Origin of the sequence: Streptomyces sp. NPDC016640 (assembly GCF_043076215.1) — a bacterium.
Classification (GTDB): domain Bacteria; phylum Actinomycetota; class Actinomycetes; order Streptomycetales; family Streptomycetaceae; genus Streptomyces.
In genome coordinates, this window is record NZ_JBIBRG010000014.1 from 189,518 (window position 1) to 205,888 (window position 16,371).

Consider the following 16,371-nt stretch of genomic DNA (forward strand, 5'->3'; position numbering starts at 1 on the left):
TCCGCGGAAGGAACGCCATGAAGACCCACGACGCCGCGTCCACAGGCGGCACAGCGGCCGGGCGGACCACGGAGTACCGCGTCGCCCACCTCCAGGACCGTCTCGCCTCCGGCGAACTCGGCGAACTCGGCGTGCGGGTCGAGGTCCGCGGCGGCAGCGTCCTGGTCACCGGCACCGTCCCGTCGGCCGGGTGCCGCGAGGACGTCCTGAGCACCGTACGCGGGGAGCTCGCCGGACTCGAGGTGCACTGCGACATCGTGATCAGCGAGCCCTCCTCGCCCGACCACGCGGAGGAGCTGTCATGATCCGGGTCGCCGCCGTCGGGGACATCCACATGGGTCCCGACACCCGGGGCGTGCTGCGCCCCGCGTTCGACACCCTGTCCGAGTGCGCCGACCTCCTGCTGCTGGCCGGCGACCTCACCCGGCACGGCACCGTCGACGAGGCCCGGGTGGTGGCCGACGAGATCCGGGACCTGGACGTGCCGGTGGTCGCCGTGCTGGGCAACCACGACCACCACGACGACCGGCCGGACGAGGTCACGGCCGTCCTGCGGGACGCCGGCGCCCACGTCCTGGAAGGCGAGTCCACGGTCGTACGGGCCGGGAACGCGCGGGTCGGGGTGGCCGGCACCAAGGGCTTCGGCGGCGGGTTCGTCGGGGCGAGCGCCGGGGAGTTCGGCGAACCGGTGATGAAGGAGTTCGTCCGGGCCTCCCGCCGGTGCGCCGACGGCCTGCGCGCCTCCCTGGAGCGGCTGGACGGGGAGGGCTGCGACGTCCGGATCGCCCTCACCCACTACTCCCCCGTGCCGGAGACGCTGGCCGGCGAGCCGCTGGAGATCTATCCGTTCCTGGGCAGCTACCTGCTGGCCGAGGCGATCGACACGGCCGGCGCCGACCTCGCCGTGCACGGGCACGCGCACGCGGGCACGGAGCACGGCATGACGAGCGGGGGCGTCAAGGTGCGCAACGTCGCCCAGCCGGTCATCGGCCGCGCCTTCCACGTCTACCACCTGCCGGTCCGGCAACGGGCCGCAGCCGCCTCCGTGACGGGGGCGACGGCCGGCTGACCCGCCCGTCCACGCGCCGCCGGTGTCCGCACCGGCGGCGCTTTCGTCGTGCCCGCGGTCCGGGCCGAGTACCGCCTCTCGTGTGAACACCCCGGCACGGCGCGCCCGTTATGCGCATTTCATCTGCTTAGCATGCAGGCTCCGTGTCCCGTGGCCGGCCCCGCCACGCACCAGCCCGGGACACGGATCGCACTCGCCTGCCCGTGTCGGCCGCCGGCCCGCGCCCGTCGATCCGCCGGAGCCCGTACGAGAGGACACCAGATGGCGCTGCCGGGCCGTTCCGGACCACCGTCCCCGCCCGTCCTCACCTCCCACGACGCCGAACTGCGCACCGCCGCACGGCATCTGGCCCGCCGTCGGTTCCTGACCGTCGCCGCCGCGGCCGCCGCGCTGGCCTTCACCACCAACCGGCCCGCCCGCGGCGCCTTCGCCGCGCCGCGGCTCGACGCGGCCCGGATCACCCGGGACCCCTTCACCCTCGGCGTCGCCTCCGGTGACCCGCTGCCCGCCTCGGTGCTCATCTGGACCCGGCTCGCCCCGGTTCCCTTCGAGCCGGACGGGGGTCTGGGACAGGAACGGGTGGAGGTCTCCTGGGAGGTCGCGGCCGACGAGGGCTTCGTCCTGGTCGTACGGGCGGGCACCGCCGAGGCCCACCCCGAGTACGCGCACAGCGTGCGCGTCGACGTACCGGGCCTGGACTCGGACAGCCACTACTACTACCGGTTCCGCACGGGATCCTGGATCAGCCCCACCGGCCGTACCCGCACCGCCCCCGCCGCCGGCGACGACACCGCGAGCCTGCGGCTGGCCGCGGTGGCGTGCCAGGCGTACCACGACGGCTACTACACGGCCCACGGACACCTCGCCCGGGAGGACGTCGACGTGGTGTTCCACCTCGGCGACTACCTCTACGAGTACGCCGTCGACTCCGCGGGCGGGGCCCGCGGCTACACCGACGTCGTGCTGCCGTCCGTGTTCCACCGCGAGACCACGACGCTGGCCGACTACCGGATGCGCTACGCGCTCTACAAGAGCGACCCCGACCTGCGCGCCGTCCACGCCGCCCACCCGTTCGTCGTCACCTGGGACGACCACGAGACCGAGAACAACTACGCGGGCGCCGTCGACGAGAACGGCAGCGACCCGGCGCAGTTCCTCGCCCGCCGCGCCGCCGCCTACCGCGCCTACTGGGAGAACCAGCCGCTGCGCGCCGACCAGCTCCCCGACGGCCCCGACGCCCAGCTGTTCCGCCGGCTGCGCTGGGGCACGCTCGCCCAGTTCGACATCCTCGACACCCGCCAGTACCGCGACGACCAGGCCTACGGCGACACCCCGCACGTGCCCGGACCGGAGTCCGACGACCCCGCGCGCAGCCTCACCGGGGACGCCCAGGAGCGCTGGCTGATCGACGGGTGGGGCGCCTCGGCGGCGCTGTGGAACGTGATGCCCCAGCAGGTGTGCTTCTCGCAGCGCAGGCTGGACCTGAACGCCCGGGCCAAGCTCTCCATGGACGCCTGGGACGGCTACCGCGCCAACCGCGCCCGGCTGATCGCGGGCGCCAGGGCCGCCGGGGTCGCCAACTGGATGGTCCTCACCGGAGACGTCCACGTCGGCTACGCCTTCGACATCAAGGACGACTTCGACGACCCGGACTCCGCCACCCTGGGCACGGAACTGACGTGCACCTCCGTCGCCAGCGGCGGGAACGGGGCGCAGCGGCCGGCCAACTGGGACACCTACACGCGGGCCAACCCGCATCTGCGGTTCTACGACGGCCGGCGCGGTTACGTCACGGTGGAGCTGGGCCGGGAGAACGCCCGGGCCGACTTCCGGATCGTCCCGGTCGTGACGACGCCCGGCGCCCCCGTCTCCACGGCCGCCTCCTTCGTCACCGAGGTGGGCTCGCCCGGTCTGACGCCCGTCTGACCGGGCCCGGGTCCGGGCCGGGTCGTCCCCCGTACTGCACCTGGCGTCCGCCGGTGTCACCAAAGCGCGAATCCGCGCGTGTCGTGGCATCGCGCCGGGTGCCGCGGGCAAGGCCTGACATTCCCCGGCAGCTTCACCTCCCGAACGAAGGAGACGTGCCGAATGGTCCCCAGACACGCCCGGACCGCGCGCCGGTCGGCCCTCACGCTGCTCGGCGCCCTCGTCCTCGCCGGGCTCCCCGCCACGGCCGACCCCACCCCCGCGTCGGGGGCGGCGCCCGGCGCCGACCAGACCCTCGGCGCCGACCGGCCCTCGCCCCATCTGCTCGGCGCGCTCCGGCGTGACCTGGGCCTGGACGCGGGACAGGCCTCCCGGCGGCTGGTCAACGAGGCGGAGGCGGGCACCCGCGCGGGCCGGCTGCGCAACGCCCTCGGCGACCGGTTCGCGGGGGCCTGGGTGCGCGGCGCGACCTCCGAGGAGCTCACGGTCGCGACCACCGACGCCAAGGACGTGGCGGCCATCGAGGCCCAGGGCGCCACGGCCGCGGTGGTCCGGCGCACGCTCGCCGACCTGGCGGCGGCCAAACGGAAACTGGACGCGGCGGCCGCCCGGGGCGAGACCCTCGACACGCCTGTCTGGTACGTCGACGTGCCGAAGAACCGGCTCATGGTGCAGGCGACCAGCCAGGCGGCCGGCACCGCCTTCGTCGAGGCCGCCGGCCTCCAGGCGGAGGACGTCGGCATCCGCATGACGGCGGAGCGGCCGCGCCTGCTGCAGGACCTCACCGGCGGCGACGCCTTCTACGTCGACGACTCCGTACGCTGCTCCGTCGGATTCTCCGTCACCCGGGGTGAGCAGGCGGGCTTCGTGACCGCCGGTCACTGCGGCGGGCCCGGCGCGACGACGACCGGGTACGACCGCACGGCGCAGGGCACCTTCCAGGCCTCCGCCTTCCCCGGCAAGGACATGGCGTGGGTGGCGACCGGCGGCCAGTGGACGCCGACGCCCGACGTCAAGGCGCAGGACGGCCAGGAGGTGCAGGTCACCGGGTCGGTCCAGGCGCTGCTCGGGGCCGCGGTGTGCCGTTCGGGCTCGACCAGCGGATGGCGCTGCGGGACCATCGAGCAGCACGACACCAGCGTCCGCTATCCGCAGGGCACGGTCGACGGGCTGACCCGGACGACGGTGTGCGCCGAGCCGGGCGACTCGGGCGGGCCGTTCGTCGCGGGCGCGCAGGCGCAGGGCGTCACCTCCGGCGGTTCCGGGGACTGCAGCGGTGGCGGTGGCGGTACGACGTTCTACCAGCCCGTCAACCCGATCCTCGGCGACTACGGGCTCACGCTGGTCACCGCCGCGCAGACGACGCCGGACCCGCAGGAGGACGGCGCGCAGGCGTGGACGGCGGGCCGCGTCTACGAGGCCGGGACCACGGTGACCCGGGACGGCGTGCGCTACCGGTGTCTGCAGACCCACCAGGCGCAGGGCGCGTGGGCGCCGGCCGGCACGCCGGCGCTGTGGCAGCGGCTGTGACCGTGTGACGGCCGCGGCGCCGTCCGGTTGTCGGCGCCGCGGCCGTCGGTGCGCGGGGTCCGCGAGGTCGGCGGGTCACTCCTCCGCGAGCAGGGCGTAGGCGGTGGCCGGGAAGGGGTCGCGGGCGCGGAAACGGCGGGTGCACACCGCGGCCAGGGCGGTGCCGGTGCCGGGCCGGAAACCGAGGAGGGCCTGCTGGCCGAGGGTCGCCCCGCCGTGGAAGTACAGGGGACCGTCCCCGGCCGGGTGCCGGAACCAGGCGACGGTGTGCACATGCCGGTGCCCGGGCCCGCGACGGAGCACGGGGGTGCGTACGGCGTTCAGCGCGTCGGCCAGTTCCGGTGACCGGGCGGGGTCGAGATGGGCCTCGAGGAAGGTGAGCAGGTCGTGCGGGGTGGCCCGGACGGCGCCGGCCGCCTGGAAGCCGCCGGCGTCGAAGGGGGGCACGGCCGTTCGGCCGTCCTTGCCGTGCCCGGTGGCGTCACGCCCGCCGGTGTCCGCCCGCAGGGCCGTCCCGTGCAGCGCGAGGGGCGCGAGCAGCTGATCGGCGATCGGGGTCCGCCACGGGGTGCCGGTGGCGGCGGCCAGGGCGTGGCCGAGCACGGCGACGCCGAAGTCGGAGTAGCGCCAGCGGGTGCCGGGCCGGTGACGGGGGCGGTGGCGCAGGAAGGCGTCGATCACGCACGCGTCGGGGAAGCGGGCGTAGGGGTTGCTGCGCCAGGCGGGCAGTGCCCGGGCGTAGAAGCCGGCCGGGAGCGCCGGCAGTCCGGCGGTGTGGGTGACCAGGTGGGCGAGGGTGACCGGGTCCCCGCCGGGCGGCCGGTCGCCGTCGAGGAGGGTGACGGCCGGCTCCCCGCCGGACACCCGGCCGCTGCCGGTGAGGCGGGCCAGCAGCAGCCCGGTGAACGTCTTGGTGGCCGAGCCGATCTCGTGGCGCAGCGCGTCGCGGGGGTACGGCGGGGGCGGGACGGTGCCGCCGGTGCGCAGCGTGCGGCGGCCCCGGAGGGAGAGGGCGAAGACGGCGTCGGGGGCGTCGGCCGCGGCGACGGCCCGCTCGAGCCGTTCGCCCCAGCGCTCGTCGTCCGGTCCCGGGCCGGGGCGCGGAGCGGGCCCGTCGTCCGGGGCGGCCGGCCGGCCGGGCCAGGACGTGCGGGGGGCCGTCGTCATGAGGCCCCGGCCAGCTCGGCCAGGGCGCGTGAGGTGGCCAGTACGGAGGCGAAGGCGGCGACCAGGGTCGAGTGGTAGACGACGTCGAAGACCGCCTCCGCGTCGCCCTCGGGCATCGTCCGGATCGCGGGCATGGCGCCGTCCGGCTGCTGCGCGGAGCGCGTCCTCGGCGATCCGCCGGACGTCCCCGGTGGCGCCCTCGTCGGGCGCGGTCACACGAGTGCTCCGGCCCGCGTCAGCCGCGCCGCCCGCACGTGCAGGGCGACGAGCGGGTCGTCCCCGCCCATCAGTTCCACGAAGTCCAGGCCGGAGACGAGGCCGACGGTGTCCGGTACGCCGGACAGCAGGGTCAGCCAGCGGCCGGCACCGGCGGCCTGCCGCCAGTCCCTGCGGCGCACCGCCCGGACGAATCCGCGGGCGACGTCCACCGGGCGGCGCCCGGCCACGCGGCTCACCGCGCACTCCTCTCCGGGCAGCGCGAGCGGTGCCAGTACGGCGAGTTGGTGGATGAGGACCTGCCAGCCCGCCTCGTCGAGCCAGCCGGTGCCGGGCTCGTCGGGCGGTCCCGAGGCGGAGGAGGGATCGACCCGTGGCAGGGTGCGCGCCATGCCCCAGTGGCTCCAGCGGACGGTGGGCGCGGCGTCCGCCCGGGGCGGGTGGGCCTCGACCGCCTTGCGGAACAAGGCCGTCTCCGCCGGGTCGGGCGGGGTGCGCAGCAGGAGGCTCGCCAGCAGCGCGTCGGATCCCAGCACGCGCACGGCGGCGAGCGCCGGTTCTCCCGCCCCCCCCGTCGGTTCCCGCGAGGGGTACCGCTCGCACGTGGCCCCCGTCCCGGAGGGCGGAGACCACGCCGGAAGCGATGTCCTGCACCGCGCCCTGCAGGAGGGCCGAAGTGCCCGACTGCTCCATGTGACCGCTCCCGTCGATCCGTTCAGCCCTTCTTCGGACGCGGGGTCGGGGGCGACAGCAGCAGCTTGACCGCGCCGGAGAGGAGAGCAGCGGCGGCGCACTGCCGACTGTCGCGGTACACACCGTCGGCCTCGACCGGGTCGAGCGCGGCCTCGATGTCGACGCTGCGGATGCCGGTCAGTTCCTGGGTTTCTTCGGAACGCATAACACCATCTCCTCAAGATGCAACGAGTACCTTTCATCCCAGAAGAACCCATAAGGCACAAACTGCGCTGTTTTTGACAGGACGTACTTTCGTCACTTCTTCAACAGGCCGGAGTGCCAACCCCGGCGGGCGCGGACGCTGCCGGTGCCACGTCGGCCTCCGGTGGAACCCGGCGGGGGTACCGCCCCTGACCTCTCCTCAGCGGACCCCGGGGAGAGGGGCACCGCAGTGCGGACGGATCCGGAGGCGGTGCGGCGGGATCGTGGGGTTCCGCGCCGGCACCGTGTACTCCGCTCCCCCGGCCGCCGGGTGCCCCGCGCTTCCCGGGGACGCCGCGGGAGCGGGCCCGGCCCGCCCGGGTGTGGCCGGGACCACGTGCCGAAAGAGACCCGGGCCATGTCGGGACGGGCACGCGGGCGGCTACCGTTCCGTCGGTCCCCCCACCCCCTCGGCTCGGACGGCCCGGCAGTGCAGACGAATCTCTCCCCGGTCATAGCGGCCACCGCGCAGTGGCTGACGCGTTCCTTCCCCGCCCCCGGCGGGGCGCTGGCCTCCGCCCTGTGCGAGGCGCAGGCACGGCAGGCGGTGACGGTCGCGGCCCGGCTGCGGTACCCGACGGCGATGGACGCGGCGTTGGTCGCCCTGGCCGGCCCGGGTGGTGCGGCGCGGCTCGACCGGGTCACCCGCGCCGACGCGGGCGGGGACACCGGGGCGCAGGCCTGGCGCACCTGGGTCGACGAGGTCGTGGCCAGCTGGGCCGCCTGCCTGCTCGCCGATCCGGAGCTCGCCTCGGCCGCGGTGGCGGCGCTCGCCGGGAGCGGGCCCGACGAGTTCGGCCGCCTCCTCGCCCCCGGCGAGAGCGACCGCCGGGCCGCGGCCCTCCTGCGCCACCCGGACCTCCTCGCCCCCGTGGCCGCGCTCCACCACTCGGCCCTCCTGACCCGCCTGGACCCGGACGCCACCCTCGTCCCCTGACCCGGGACCGCCGCCCGATAGGCGCGGCCCGGCGGACGCGGCCCGCGCGGCGGTCCCGCCGCGCCGAGCGGGATCCGCCGTCTTCCGTCCGTGACCTGCCCGAACGGCGCACCCGGCGCCGTCCTCACGCTCCGTGATTCACCGGTTTGCAGTAGGTGCTCGTGCCGTGAGGGCCGGGGCGGCCCAGGCTGATCGAGGGGTCGACGGCCTCGGCCCGGCGCCGGAGGCGGACGTGTCGGCCCCCGCGTCCGACAGCTCCGACGGAGGGCCGAACGACATGAGCACCGCGATATCCCGGACCTGGGAGCACGCCGTCGTCACCGGCGGAGCCGGATTCGTCGGCTCCCATCTGTGCTCCGCCCTGCTGGCCGCGGGCGCCGCCGTCACCTGCGTGGACGACTTCAGCACCGGCCGGCCGGAGAACGTCACCCCGCTGCTCGAACGGCCCGGCTTCACCCTCGTCCGGGCCGACGTGGCCGAGGGGCTGCCGGTGGTCCGGCCCCCCGACCTCGTCCTGCACTTCGCCTCCCCCGCCTCCCCCGCGGACTACCTGCGCCTGCCGCTGCACACCATGGAGGCGGGCAGCTCCGGCACCCGCAACGCCCTGCGGCTCGCCCGGGAGGCCGGGGCCCGCTTCGTCCTCGCCTCGACGTCGGAGGTGTACGGCGACCCCCGGCAGCACCCGCAGGAGGAGCGCTACTGGGGCAACGTCAATCCGGTCGGTCCGCGCAGCGTCTACGACGAGGCCAAGCGCTTCGGCGAGGCCCTGACCACCGCCCACGCGGAGGCCCACGGCATCGACACCTGCATCGTGCGGCTGTTCAACACCTACGGCCCCCGGATGCGCGGACACGACGGCCGCGCCGTGCCGACCTTCGTCCGGCAGGCCCTGGCGGGCGAACCCCTCACCGTGACCGGGGACGGCCGCCAGACCCGCTCGCTGTGCTACGTCGACGACACGGTGGCCGGCGTCCTCGCGGCGGCCGCCCACGGCATGCGGGGCCCCGTCAACATCGGCAACCCCTCCGAGATCACCATGCTGGACCTGGCCCGGCTCGTCATCGAACTCACCGGGTCCGGCTCCGGCGTCCACTACATCGAGCGCCCGGTGGACGACCCGGCCGTGCGCTGCCCCGACATCACGCTGGCCCGCGACAAGCTCGGCTGGGAGCCCCGGGTGGGCGCCGAGGAGGGGCTGCGCCGCACGATCGCCTGGTTCCGCGCCGAAGCCGGTCACTGAGCGCGGCCCTCCCCCCTCCGGCCCAGGACACGCGGCCCGACCGGCCGCTCCGATCCGCGAAAGGCCCGTCCGCCCATGCGCATCCTCGGAATCAACGCCCTCTTCCACGACCCCGCCGCCGCCCTCGTGATCGACGGGCGGACCGTCGCCGCCGCGGAGGAGGAACGCTTCACCCGGCGCAAGCACGGCAAGCGGCCGCTGCCCTTCTCCGCCTGGGAACTGCCCGAGAAGGCCGCCGCCTGGTGCCTGAAGCGGGCCGGGCTGCGCCCCCGGGACCTCGACGCGGTCGCCTACTCCTTCGACCCCGCGCTCGCCCGCCCCGCCGGCGCGATGGGCCTGGACGACCCGTGGGACCACCTGCGGCTCACCTACGCACGGGAGGCCCCCGGCTTCCTGCGGACCGCGCTGCCCGGCCTCGACCCGGGCATCGTCCGCTTCGTGCCGCACCACATGGCGCACGCCGCCTCCGGCGCCTTCGCCGCGCCCGACGCCCAGGACTCCTCCGTCCTCGTACTGGACGGCCGCGGCGAACGCGCCTCCCACCTCGCCGCCCGCCGCGTCCGCGACCGGCTCGAACCGCTGCACGCGCAGGACCTGCCGCACTCGCTCGGCCTGGTCTACGAGGAACTCACCGAGCACCTGGGCTTCCTGCGGTCCTCCGACGAGTTCAAGGTGATGGCCCTCGCCTCCCACGGCACCCCGCGGATGCTGGCCGAGCTGCGCCGGTACGTGTACCCGACGGGCGACGGCGGCTTCCACGCCACCGGAGTGCCCTGGCCCGAGCTGTGCGCGCCGCGCGGTCCGGACGAGCCGTGGACCCGGGACCACGCCGATGCCGCCGCCAGCGCCCAGGCCGTACTGGAGGAGACGCTGCTGGACCTGGTGCGCTGGCTGCACGGCCGTACCCACGACCGCGTGCTCACCCTCGCCGGGGGCGTCGCCCTGAACTGCGTCGCCAACTCCCGCATCGCCCGCGAGGGTCCGTTCTCCCGGGTGTGGGTGCAGCCCGCGGCCGGTGACGCGGGGACCGCGCTGGGCGGCGCCCTGCTGCTGTCCGCCGGCGCCGGTGACGCGCCGGAGCCGATGACCGGGGCCGACCTCGGCCGGGACTGGACCGACGCGGAGCTGGGCGCCTGGCTGAAGACGGCGGCCGTCCCCTTCGAACGGCCGGCGGACATCGCTGCCACCGTGGCCCGGGCCCTGGCGGACAACGGCATCGTCGCCTGGTTCCAGGGGCGCGGCGAGTACGGCCCCCGCGCGCTCGGCCACCGCTCGCTGCTGGCACACCCCGGGCACGCGGGCAATCTGGAGCGGCTGAACGACGTCAAGGGCCGCGAGCAGTTCCGGCCGGTCGCGCCGATGGTGCTCGCCGACCGGGCCGCCGGCGTCTTCGACGGACCGCTGCCCAGCCCGTACATGCTGTTCGTGCACGACGTGGCCCCGGCCTGGCGGGAGCGCATCCCCGCCGTGGTGCACGTGGACGGCACCGCCCGCATCCAGACGGTCGATCCGGCGCGCGAGCCCCTGGTCGCGCGGATGCTGGGCGAGTTCGAGCGGCTGACCGGGCTGCCCGTCGTCGTCAACACCAGCCTCAACACCGCGGGCCGGCCCATGGTGGACGACCCGCGCGACGCCCTGGAGTGCTTCGGCTCCTCCCCCGTCGACCTCCTGGCCATCGGCCCGTACGCGATCCGGCGGGGCGACTTCTTCCGCGCCGCCGACGGCGAGGCCCTGCAATGACCGGGCCCGCCGCACCGGGCGGCGCGTACGCGGTCGTGGTGCCCACCCTCGGCCGGCCCAGCCTGGGGCCGTGCCTGCTGGCACTGTCCGAGGCGGACGGGCCGGGTCCGGAGAGGGTCGTGGTGGTCGACGACCGTCCGGATCCCGCCGGCGCGCCGCTGACCGCCGCCGTTCCGCCGTCCCTGCGCACGCGCACCCTCGTCGTCCCCGGCGGCGCACGGGGGCCGGCCGCCGCGCGCAACACCGGGTGGCGGGCCGCCGGGGACGTTCCGTGGATCGTCTTCCTCGACGACGACGTGGTCCCGGGCCCCACGTGGGCCGACGACCTCGCCCTCGACCTCGCCGGGGCGGGTGTCGTGACCGCCGGGGTCACCGCCCGCATCGAGGTTCCGCTGCCGCCGGACCGCCGGCCCACCGACTGGGAACGGGGCACCGCCGGCCTCGCCACCGCCCGCTGGATCACCGCCGACATGGCGTACCGCCGCCGGGCCCTGGAGGCCGCCGGCGGTTTCGACGAACGGTTCCGCAGGGCCTTCCGGGAGGACGCGGACCTGGCGCTGCGGCTGCTCGACGCCGGCTGGACGCTGTCCGGGGGGCGCCGCACCACCGCCCATCCGGTACGCCCGGCCGGACGCTGGGCCTCGGTACGGCTCCAGGCCGGCAACGCCGACGACGTGCTGATGACCCGGCTGCACGGGCGCGGCTGGTGGCGCCGGGCCGAGGCGCCCCGGGGACGTCTGCCGGGGCACCTCGCGGTGACGGCGGCTGGCCTGGCGGCCGTGGGCTGCGCGCTGTCCGGCCGGCCGGGCGCCGCGGCGGCCTGCGCCGCCGGGTGGCTGGCGGGAACCGCCGAATTCGCCCTCGCCCGGATCCTGCCGGGTCCGCGCACCCCGGACGAGATCCTCACCATGGTCCTCACCAGCACACTCATCCCGCCCGCCGCCACCTGGCACTGGCTGCGCGGGCAGCTCGTCCACCGCGGCGCGCCGCCCCACCGCCCGCGCCGGCCCGGCGACACGGCGCCCGCGCACCCCCCGGCGCTCGGCGAACGGCTCGGATCGTGATCCGCCCCGGCGGCCCGGCCGCGGACCCCCGGCCGTCCGCGCACCGTCCGGGCCGGCGCCGGCGGGGGCGGGAACAGCGGACCGACCGAGGAGCGGCCGTATGAACATCCTGCTGTGGCACGTGCACGGCTCCTGGACGACGGCGTTCGTGCAGGGCCCGCACACCTATGTCGTCCCCGTGACCCCGGACCGAGGTCCGGACGGCCTCGGACGGGCCCGTACCTTCCCCTGGCCCGCGTCGGTGCGCGAGGCCGCACCGGCACAGCTGCGGCACATGCCGTTCGACCTGGTCGTGCTGCAACGTCCGCACGAGTTCCGCCTCGCCGGGCGATGGCTCGGCGGGCGGCGCCCCGGCCGGGACGTGCCGGCCGTGTACCTGGAGCACAACGCCCCGGACGGCGACGTACCGGACACCCGGCATCCGTGCGCGGACCGGGCCGATCTGACCCTCGTGCACGTCACCCACTTCAACCGGTTGTTCTGGGACTGCGGCACCACCCGCACCGAGGTGATCGAGCACGGTGTCCCCGACCCGGGTCACCGCTACACCGGCCGGCTGGACCGCGCCGCCGTCGTCGTCAACGAGCCGCTGCGGCGCGGCCGGTACACCGGTACGGACCTGCTGCCCGCGCTCGCCGGCGCGGTGCCGCTGGACGTGTTCGGCATGGGTACCGACGGTCTGGCCGGCCGTCTGGGGCTGCCGCCGGACCGGTGCCGCACGGCCGACCTGCCGCAGCGCGACCTGCACGCGGCCATGGCCGAGCGGCGGATGTACCTGCACCCGGTGCGCTGGACCTCCCTCGGGCTGTCCCTGCTGGAGGCGATGCACCTGGGCATGCCCGTGCTGGCGCTGGCCACCACCGAGGCGGTGGAGGCGGTGCCGGACGGCGCGGGCACCGTGTCCACCCGGCCGGACGTCCTCGCCCGGGCCGCCCGCCGCTACCTGGCGGATCCCGCGGCGGCCGCCGCGGACGGCGCGCGGGCCCGGCAGGCCGCCCTCGGGCGGTACGGGCTCAAGCGGTTCCTGGACGACTGGGAACGCCTGATCACGGAGGTGTGCTCATGACCCCGACCACCGGTTTCCCGCCCGCCGGCCCGCCCGGCGACGACGGCCTCGCCCCGGGTGTGCTGTCGATCGCCCTGGTCTCGGAGCACGCGAGCCCGCTCGCCGTGCTCGGCGGGGTGGACGCGGGCGGGCAGAACGTCCATGTCGCCGCCCTGGCCGGGGCGCTCGCCGACCGCGGTCACCGCGTCACCGTGCACACCCGCCGCGACGCGCCCGGCCTGCCCGACCGGGTGCGGCTGCGCGAGGGTGTCGAGGTGCACCATGTGCCGGCGGGGCCCCCGGAACCCGTGCCCAAGGACGGGCTGCTGCCGTACATGGCGGAGTTCGGGCGCCAGCTGGCCCGGGTGTGGCGGGCGCACCCCCCGGACGTGGTGCACTCGCACTACTGGATGTCGGGGCTGGCCTCGCTGCGGGCGGCCCGGGAGCTGGGGCTGCCCCTGCTGCACACGTTCCACGCGCTGGGCACGGTGAAGCGCCGGCACCAGGGGCTCGCGGACACCAGCCCCCCGGAGCGGATCGCCTGCGAGACCGAGGTGGGGCGGGGGTGTGACCGCGTCATCGCCACCTGCCGGGACGAGGTCGCCGAGCTGGTCCGGATGGGGGTGCCGGCGTACCGGATCGGTGTCGTGCCGTGCGGGGTCGACACCGACCGGTTCACGCCGGTGGGACCGGTCGCGCCGGGCGGGCCGTTCCGGTACCGGCTGATGCAGCTGGGGCGGCTGGTGCCGCGCAAGGGGGCCGCGGTGTCCGTGGCCGCGCTGGCCCGGCTGCCCGGGACCGAACTCGTCGTCGTCGGCGGGCCCCCCGCGGACGGCCTCGACGACGACCCGGAGGTGCGCCGGCTGCGCGGTGTCGCGCGGGACGCGGGCGTCGCCGACCGGGTCCTGTTCACCGGCGGGGTGGACGCCGGCCGGGTGTCGCCGCTGCTGCGCTCCGCCGACGTGGTGCTGTGCCCCGCCGACTACGAGCCCTTCGGGATCGTCCCGCTGGAGGCCATGGCCTGCGGCCGCCCGGTGGTGGCGAGCGCGGTCGGCGGACAGCTCGACACGGTCGCCGATCCGGGCACGGGCCGGCTGGTGCCGCCCGGTGATCCCGGGGCGCTGGCCCGGGCCGTGGCCGGTCTGCTCGCCGATCCGGCCGCCCGGGAGGCGTGCGGGGCGGCCGGGCGCCGCCGGGTGCTCAGCCGCTACGGCTGGCGGCGGATCGCCGCGGCCACCGAGGCGGCGTACTGCGAGGTCCTCGACGCCGGGTCCGCCGCGACCGGAACCGGCTGACCCACCGGCCGTGGCCGGCCGCCGACATTTCGGGAAGTTGGAAAGGAGGTGCGGGTCCCGCCGCCGTCCTCACCGAGGCGGTGCGCCCGAACAGGATGACCGAACACTCCGCGCTCGACGCCGCGCATCTGCACTGCCGCTCGCTCCAGGAGGCCCTCGACCGGTTCCGCCGGCACGCTCTGCCCCGGATCGCCGAGTGGGGCGGCCGTCTCGGCACCGTCCTCACCGACGGCGGGCGGCTGCTGGCCGCCGGCAACGGCGGCAGCGCCGCCCAGGCCCAGCATCTGACCGCCGAGCTGGTCGGCCGCTACCGCCGGGAGCGGCGCGCCTACTCGGCGCTCGCCCTGCACGCGGAGACCTCCAGCGTCACCGCCATCGGCAACGACTACGGGTTCGACCACGTCTACGCCCGCCAGGTGATCGCCCACGGGCGGCCCGGGGACGTCCTGATGCTGCTGTCCACCTCGGGCCGCAGCGCCAACCTGATCGCGGCCGCGGTGGCGGCCCGCCGGGCCGGACTGGGCGTGTGGGCGCTCACCGGGCCCGGCCCGAACCCGCTGGCGGAGGCCGCCGACGAGGCGCTGTGCGTGGAGGCGGGCAGCACCGCGACCGTCCAGGAGACGCACCTGGTCGCCGTCCACCTGCTCTGCGAGTCCTTCGACGCCGCCGTGTCCGCACCCCCCGCGCCGCATGCGACGGCCGTCCCGGGGAGGACCTCGTGACCGGTCCGAAACCGCTCGCGGTGGTGGGGGACGTCCTCCTCGACGAGGACATCGAGGGGGTCGCCACCCGGCTGGCCCCGGACGCCCCCGCCCCGGTCGTCGACGTCACCGGGGACCGCCGGCATCCGGGCGGGGCCGGGCTGGCCGCCGCGCTCGCCGCCCGCGGCGGCCGGGACGTGGTCCTGGTGACCGCGCTCGGCGACGACCCGGCCAGCGAGGCCGTGCGCCGGGAGCTCAGCGGCCGGGTCCGGCTGCTGGAGCTGCCGCTGCACGGCACGCTGCCGGTGAAGACACGGGTGCTGGCGGGCGGCCGGCCCGTGGTGCGCATCGACCGGGGCGGGGGGACGCCCGGCGAGCCGGACGGCGCGGTGCGCGAGGCGCTCGAGGACGCGCACGCCGTCCTCGTGGCCGACTACGGACGGCACACCGCCGGGGCCGTGCGCGCGCATCTCGAGGCCGTGGCCCGGCACACCCCCCTGGTGTGGGATCCGCACCCCAGGGGCGATCCGCCGGTGCCGGGGACGCGCATCGTCACGCCCAACGCCGCCGAGGCCCTCGCCCTGTGCGCCGGTGCGCCGACGTCGTCGCTGGGCGCGTTCGCCGAGCTCGGGGCGGCACTGGCGGAGCGGTGGCGGGCGGTGGGCGTCGCCGTGACACTGGGCGACCGCGGCGTGCTGCTGACCCGGCCCGGAGGGGGGACGCCGATGCTGATCCCGGCGCCGTTCCGGGCCGACGGGGACCCGTGCGGCGCGGGGGACTGCTTCGCCGCGACGACCGTCGCGGCCCTGGCGGACGGGCTGCTCCCCGAGGAGGCCCTGCAACGGGCGGTCGCCGAGGCCGCCGCCTTCGTCGCGGCCGGCGGGGCGGGCAACCCGGACCTGTGGCACGCGCCGGCCGTCCCCCGCCCCGGGCGGGATCCGGCGGTCGACGCCTTCGAGTTGGCGGAGGCCGTACGGGCGCGCGGCGGCACGGTGGTCGCCACCGGCGGCTGCTTCGACCTGGTGCACGCCGGGCACGTCGGCCTGCTGGAGAGCGCCCGGCGGATCGGCGACTGCCTGATCGTGTGCCTCAACTCCGATGCCTCCGTCACCCGTCGCAAGGGACCGGGGCGCCCGCTCAACCCGGCGGCGGACCGGGCCAGGGTGCTGGCCGCGCTGGGCAGTGTGGACGCGGTCGTGGTCTTCGAGGAGGACACCCCGGAAGCGGTGCTGGACCGGCTGCGGCCGGATGTGTGGGTCAAGGGCGGGGACTACTCCGTCCAGGCCCTGCCGGAGGCGGAGGTGCTGCGCGGCTGGGGCGGCCAGGCGGTGGTCCTCCCCTACCTGGACGGCCGCTCCACCACTCTGCTGGCCCGCCGCGCGGCCCGCGCGGCGGCGGTCGCCCTGAAGTCGGCGGACGGCTGAGCGGGCCTTCCCCCGGGGAGCGCCACGGCCGGAACGGGGGTGAAGCGGCGCCCGGAAACGCCGGAAGCGGCCCCGACCGCC

At 76.4% G+C, this 16,371-nt stretch carries 14 protein-coding genes and 2 pseudogenes; 12 read left to right on the forward strand and 4 right to left on the reverse strand.

The window, feature by feature from the left end; all coding sequences use genetic code 11:
• The first annotated feature begins 17 nt into the window (after positions 1-17).
• From ACF07S_RS26320 to ACF07S_RS26335, 4 genes are all read left to right on the forward strand, one after another.
• A complete protein-coding gene (locus ACF07S_RS26320) occupies positions 18-305 on the forward strand; it encodes a BON domain-containing protein (protein WP_391965836.1) in 288 nt (95 codons plus the stop codon).
• Positions 302-1,069, forward strand: coding sequence for a metallophosphoesterase (locus ACF07S_RS26325; protein WP_391975260.1), 768 nt, complete (start codon positions 302-304; stop codon positions 1,067-1,069). Before ACF07S_RS26320 ends, ACF07S_RS26325 begins: the two co-directional genes overlap by 4 nt.
• Positions 1,070-1,330: 261 nt before the next feature.
• A complete protein-coding gene (locus ACF07S_RS26330) occupies positions 1,331-2,995 on the forward strand; it encodes an alkaline phosphatase D family protein (protein ID WP_391975261.1) in 1,665 nt (554 codons plus the stop codon).
• Between the two features lie 162 nt (positions 2,996-3,157).
• Entirely contained in the window at positions 3,158-4,525 is a 1,368-nt protein-coding gene (locus ACF07S_RS26335) for a carbohydrate-binding protein (RefSeq protein WP_391975262.1), read from the forward strand.
• A 75-nt stretch (positions 4,526-4,600) separates the two neighbouring features.
• Here ACF07S_RS26335 and ACF07S_RS26340 read toward each other — a convergent pair whose 3' ends face one another.
• From ACF07S_RS26340 to ACF07S_RS26355, 4 genes and pseudogenes are all read right to left on the reverse strand, one after another.
• Positions 4,601-5,692 (reverse strand): serine hydrolase domain-containing protein, encoded by a 1,092-nt coding sequence (locus tag ACF07S_RS26340; protein WP_391975263.1) that lies wholly within the window; start codon positions 5,690-5,692, stop codon positions 4,601-4,603.
• Positions 5,689-5,850: pseudogene (locus tag ACF07S_RS26345) on the reverse strand (DUF6895 family protein); the annotation flags it as partial. The pseudogene ACF07S_RS26345 and the gene ACF07S_RS26340, both read right to left, overlap by 4 nt.
• Positions 5,851-5,904: 54 nt before the next feature.
• Positions 5,905-6,601: pseudogene (locus ACF07S_RS26350) on the reverse strand (hypothetical protein).
• 22 nt (positions 6,602-6,623) lie between these two features.
• Positions 6,624-6,806, reverse strand: a complete 183-nt coding sequence (locus ACF07S_RS26355) for a hypothetical protein (RefSeq protein WP_391965831.1) — start codon at positions 6,804-6,806, stop codon at positions 6,624-6,626.
• Positions 6,807-7,274: 468 nt separating this feature from the next.
• On the opposite strand from ACF07S_RS26355, the gene ACF07S_RS26360 reads away from it, so the two are divergent.
• From ACF07S_RS26360 to rfaE2, 8 genes are all read left to right on the forward strand, one after another.
• Complete coding sequence (locus tag ACF07S_RS26360; RefSeq protein WP_391965830.1) at positions 7,275-7,781, forward strand: hypothetical protein; 507 nt, start codon at positions 7,275-7,277, stop codon at positions 7,779-7,781.
• Between the two features lie 277 nt (positions 7,782-8,058).
• Complete coding sequence (locus tag ACF07S_RS26365; protein WP_391975264.1) at positions 8,059-9,021, forward strand: NAD-dependent epimerase/dehydratase family protein; 963 nt, start codon at positions 8,059-8,061, stop codon at positions 9,019-9,021.
• Between the two features lie 75 nt (positions 9,022-9,096).
• Positions 9,097-10,761, forward strand: coding sequence for a carbamoyltransferase (locus ACF07S_RS26370; protein WP_391975265.1), 1,665 nt, complete (start codon positions 9,097-9,099; stop codon positions 10,759-10,761).
• The gene (locus tag ACF07S_RS26375; protein WP_391975266.1) at positions 10,758-11,825 is read left to right on the forward strand and encodes a glycosyltransferase family 2 protein; all 1,068 of its coding nucleotides are present in this window, start codon (positions 10,758-10,760) and stop codon (positions 11,823-11,825) included. The genes ACF07S_RS26370 and ACF07S_RS26375 overlap by 4 nt, the downstream gene beginning before the upstream one ends.
• 100 nt (positions 11,826-11,925) lie before the next feature.
• Positions 11,926-12,891: a glycosyltransferase gene (locus ACF07S_RS26380; RefSeq protein ID WP_391965826.1), complete on the forward strand. Its 966-nt coding sequence runs from the start codon at positions 11,926-11,928 to the stop codon at positions 12,889-12,891.
• Positions 12,888-14,165, forward strand: coding sequence for a glycosyltransferase (locus tag ACF07S_RS26385; RefSeq protein ID WP_391975267.1), 1,278 nt, complete (start codon positions 12,888-12,890; stop codon positions 14,163-14,165). Before ACF07S_RS26380 ends, ACF07S_RS26385 begins: the two co-directional genes overlap by 4 nt.
• Positions 14,166-14,260: 95 nt before the next feature.
• Entirely contained in the window at positions 14,261-14,887 is a 627-nt protein-coding gene (locus tag ACF07S_RS26390) for an SIS domain-containing protein (protein ID WP_391965824.1), read from the forward strand.
• On the forward strand, positions 14,884-16,290 hold the full coding sequence (gene rfaE2, locus ACF07S_RS26395; protein ID WP_391975268.1) for a D-glycero-beta-D-manno-heptose 1-phosphate adenylyltransferase: 1,407 nt from the start codon (positions 14,884-14,886) through the stop codon (positions 16,288-16,290). Before ACF07S_RS26390 ends, rfaE2 begins: the two co-directional genes overlap by 4 nt.
• Positions 16,291-16,371 lie beyond the last annotated feature (81 nt).

What these genes read in the sequence shown, in the direction of transcription:
- ACF07S_RS26320 (WP_391965836.1), top strand. Translation starts at nt 18, where the DNA reads ATGAAGACCCACGACGCCGCGTCCACAGGCGGCACAGCGGCCGGGCGG.
- ACF07S_RS26325 (WP_391975260.1), top strand. Translation starts at nt 302, where the DNA reads ATGATCCGGGTCGCCGCCGTCGGGGACATCCACATGGGTCCCGACACC.
- ACF07S_RS26330 (WP_391975261.1), top strand. Translation starts at nt 1,331, where the DNA reads ATGGCGCTGCCGGGCCGTTCCGGACCACCGTCCCCGCCCGTCCTCACC.
- ACF07S_RS26335 (WP_391975262.1), top strand. Translation starts at nt 3,158, where the DNA reads ATGGTCCCCAGACACGCCCGGACCGCGCGCCGGTCGGCCCTCACGCTG.
- ACF07S_RS26340 (WP_391975263.1), bottom strand. Translation starts at nt 5,692, where the DNA reads ATGACGACGGCCCCCCGCACGTCCTGGCCCGGCCGGCCGGCCGCCCCG.
- ACF07S_RS26355 (WP_391965831.1), bottom strand. Translation starts at nt 6,806, where the DNA reads ATGCGTTCCGAAGAAACCCAGGAACTGACCGGCATCCGCAGCGTCGAC.
- ACF07S_RS26365 (WP_391975264.1), top strand. Translation starts at nt 8,059, where the DNA reads ATGAGCACCGCGATATCCCGGACCTGGGAGCACGCCGTCGTCACCGGC.
- ACF07S_RS26370 (WP_391975265.1), top strand. Translation starts at nt 9,097, where the DNA reads ATGCGCATCCTCGGAATCAACGCCCTCTTCCACGACCCCGCCGCCGCC.
- ACF07S_RS26375 (WP_391975266.1), top strand. Translation starts at nt 10,758, where the DNA reads ATGACCGGGCCCGCCGCACCGGGCGGCGCGTACGCGGTCGTGGTGCCC.
- ACF07S_RS26380 (WP_391965826.1), top strand. Translation starts at nt 11,926, where the DNA reads ATGAACATCCTGCTGTGGCACGTGCACGGCTCCTGGACGACGGCGTTC.
- ACF07S_RS26385 (WP_391975267.1), top strand. Translation starts at nt 12,888, where the DNA reads ATGACCCCGACCACCGGTTTCCCGCCCGCCGGCCCGCCCGGCGACGAC.
- ACF07S_RS26390 (WP_391965824.1), top strand. Translation starts at nt 14,261, where the DNA reads ATGACCGAACACTCCGCGCTCGACGCCGCGCATCTGCACTGCCGCTCG.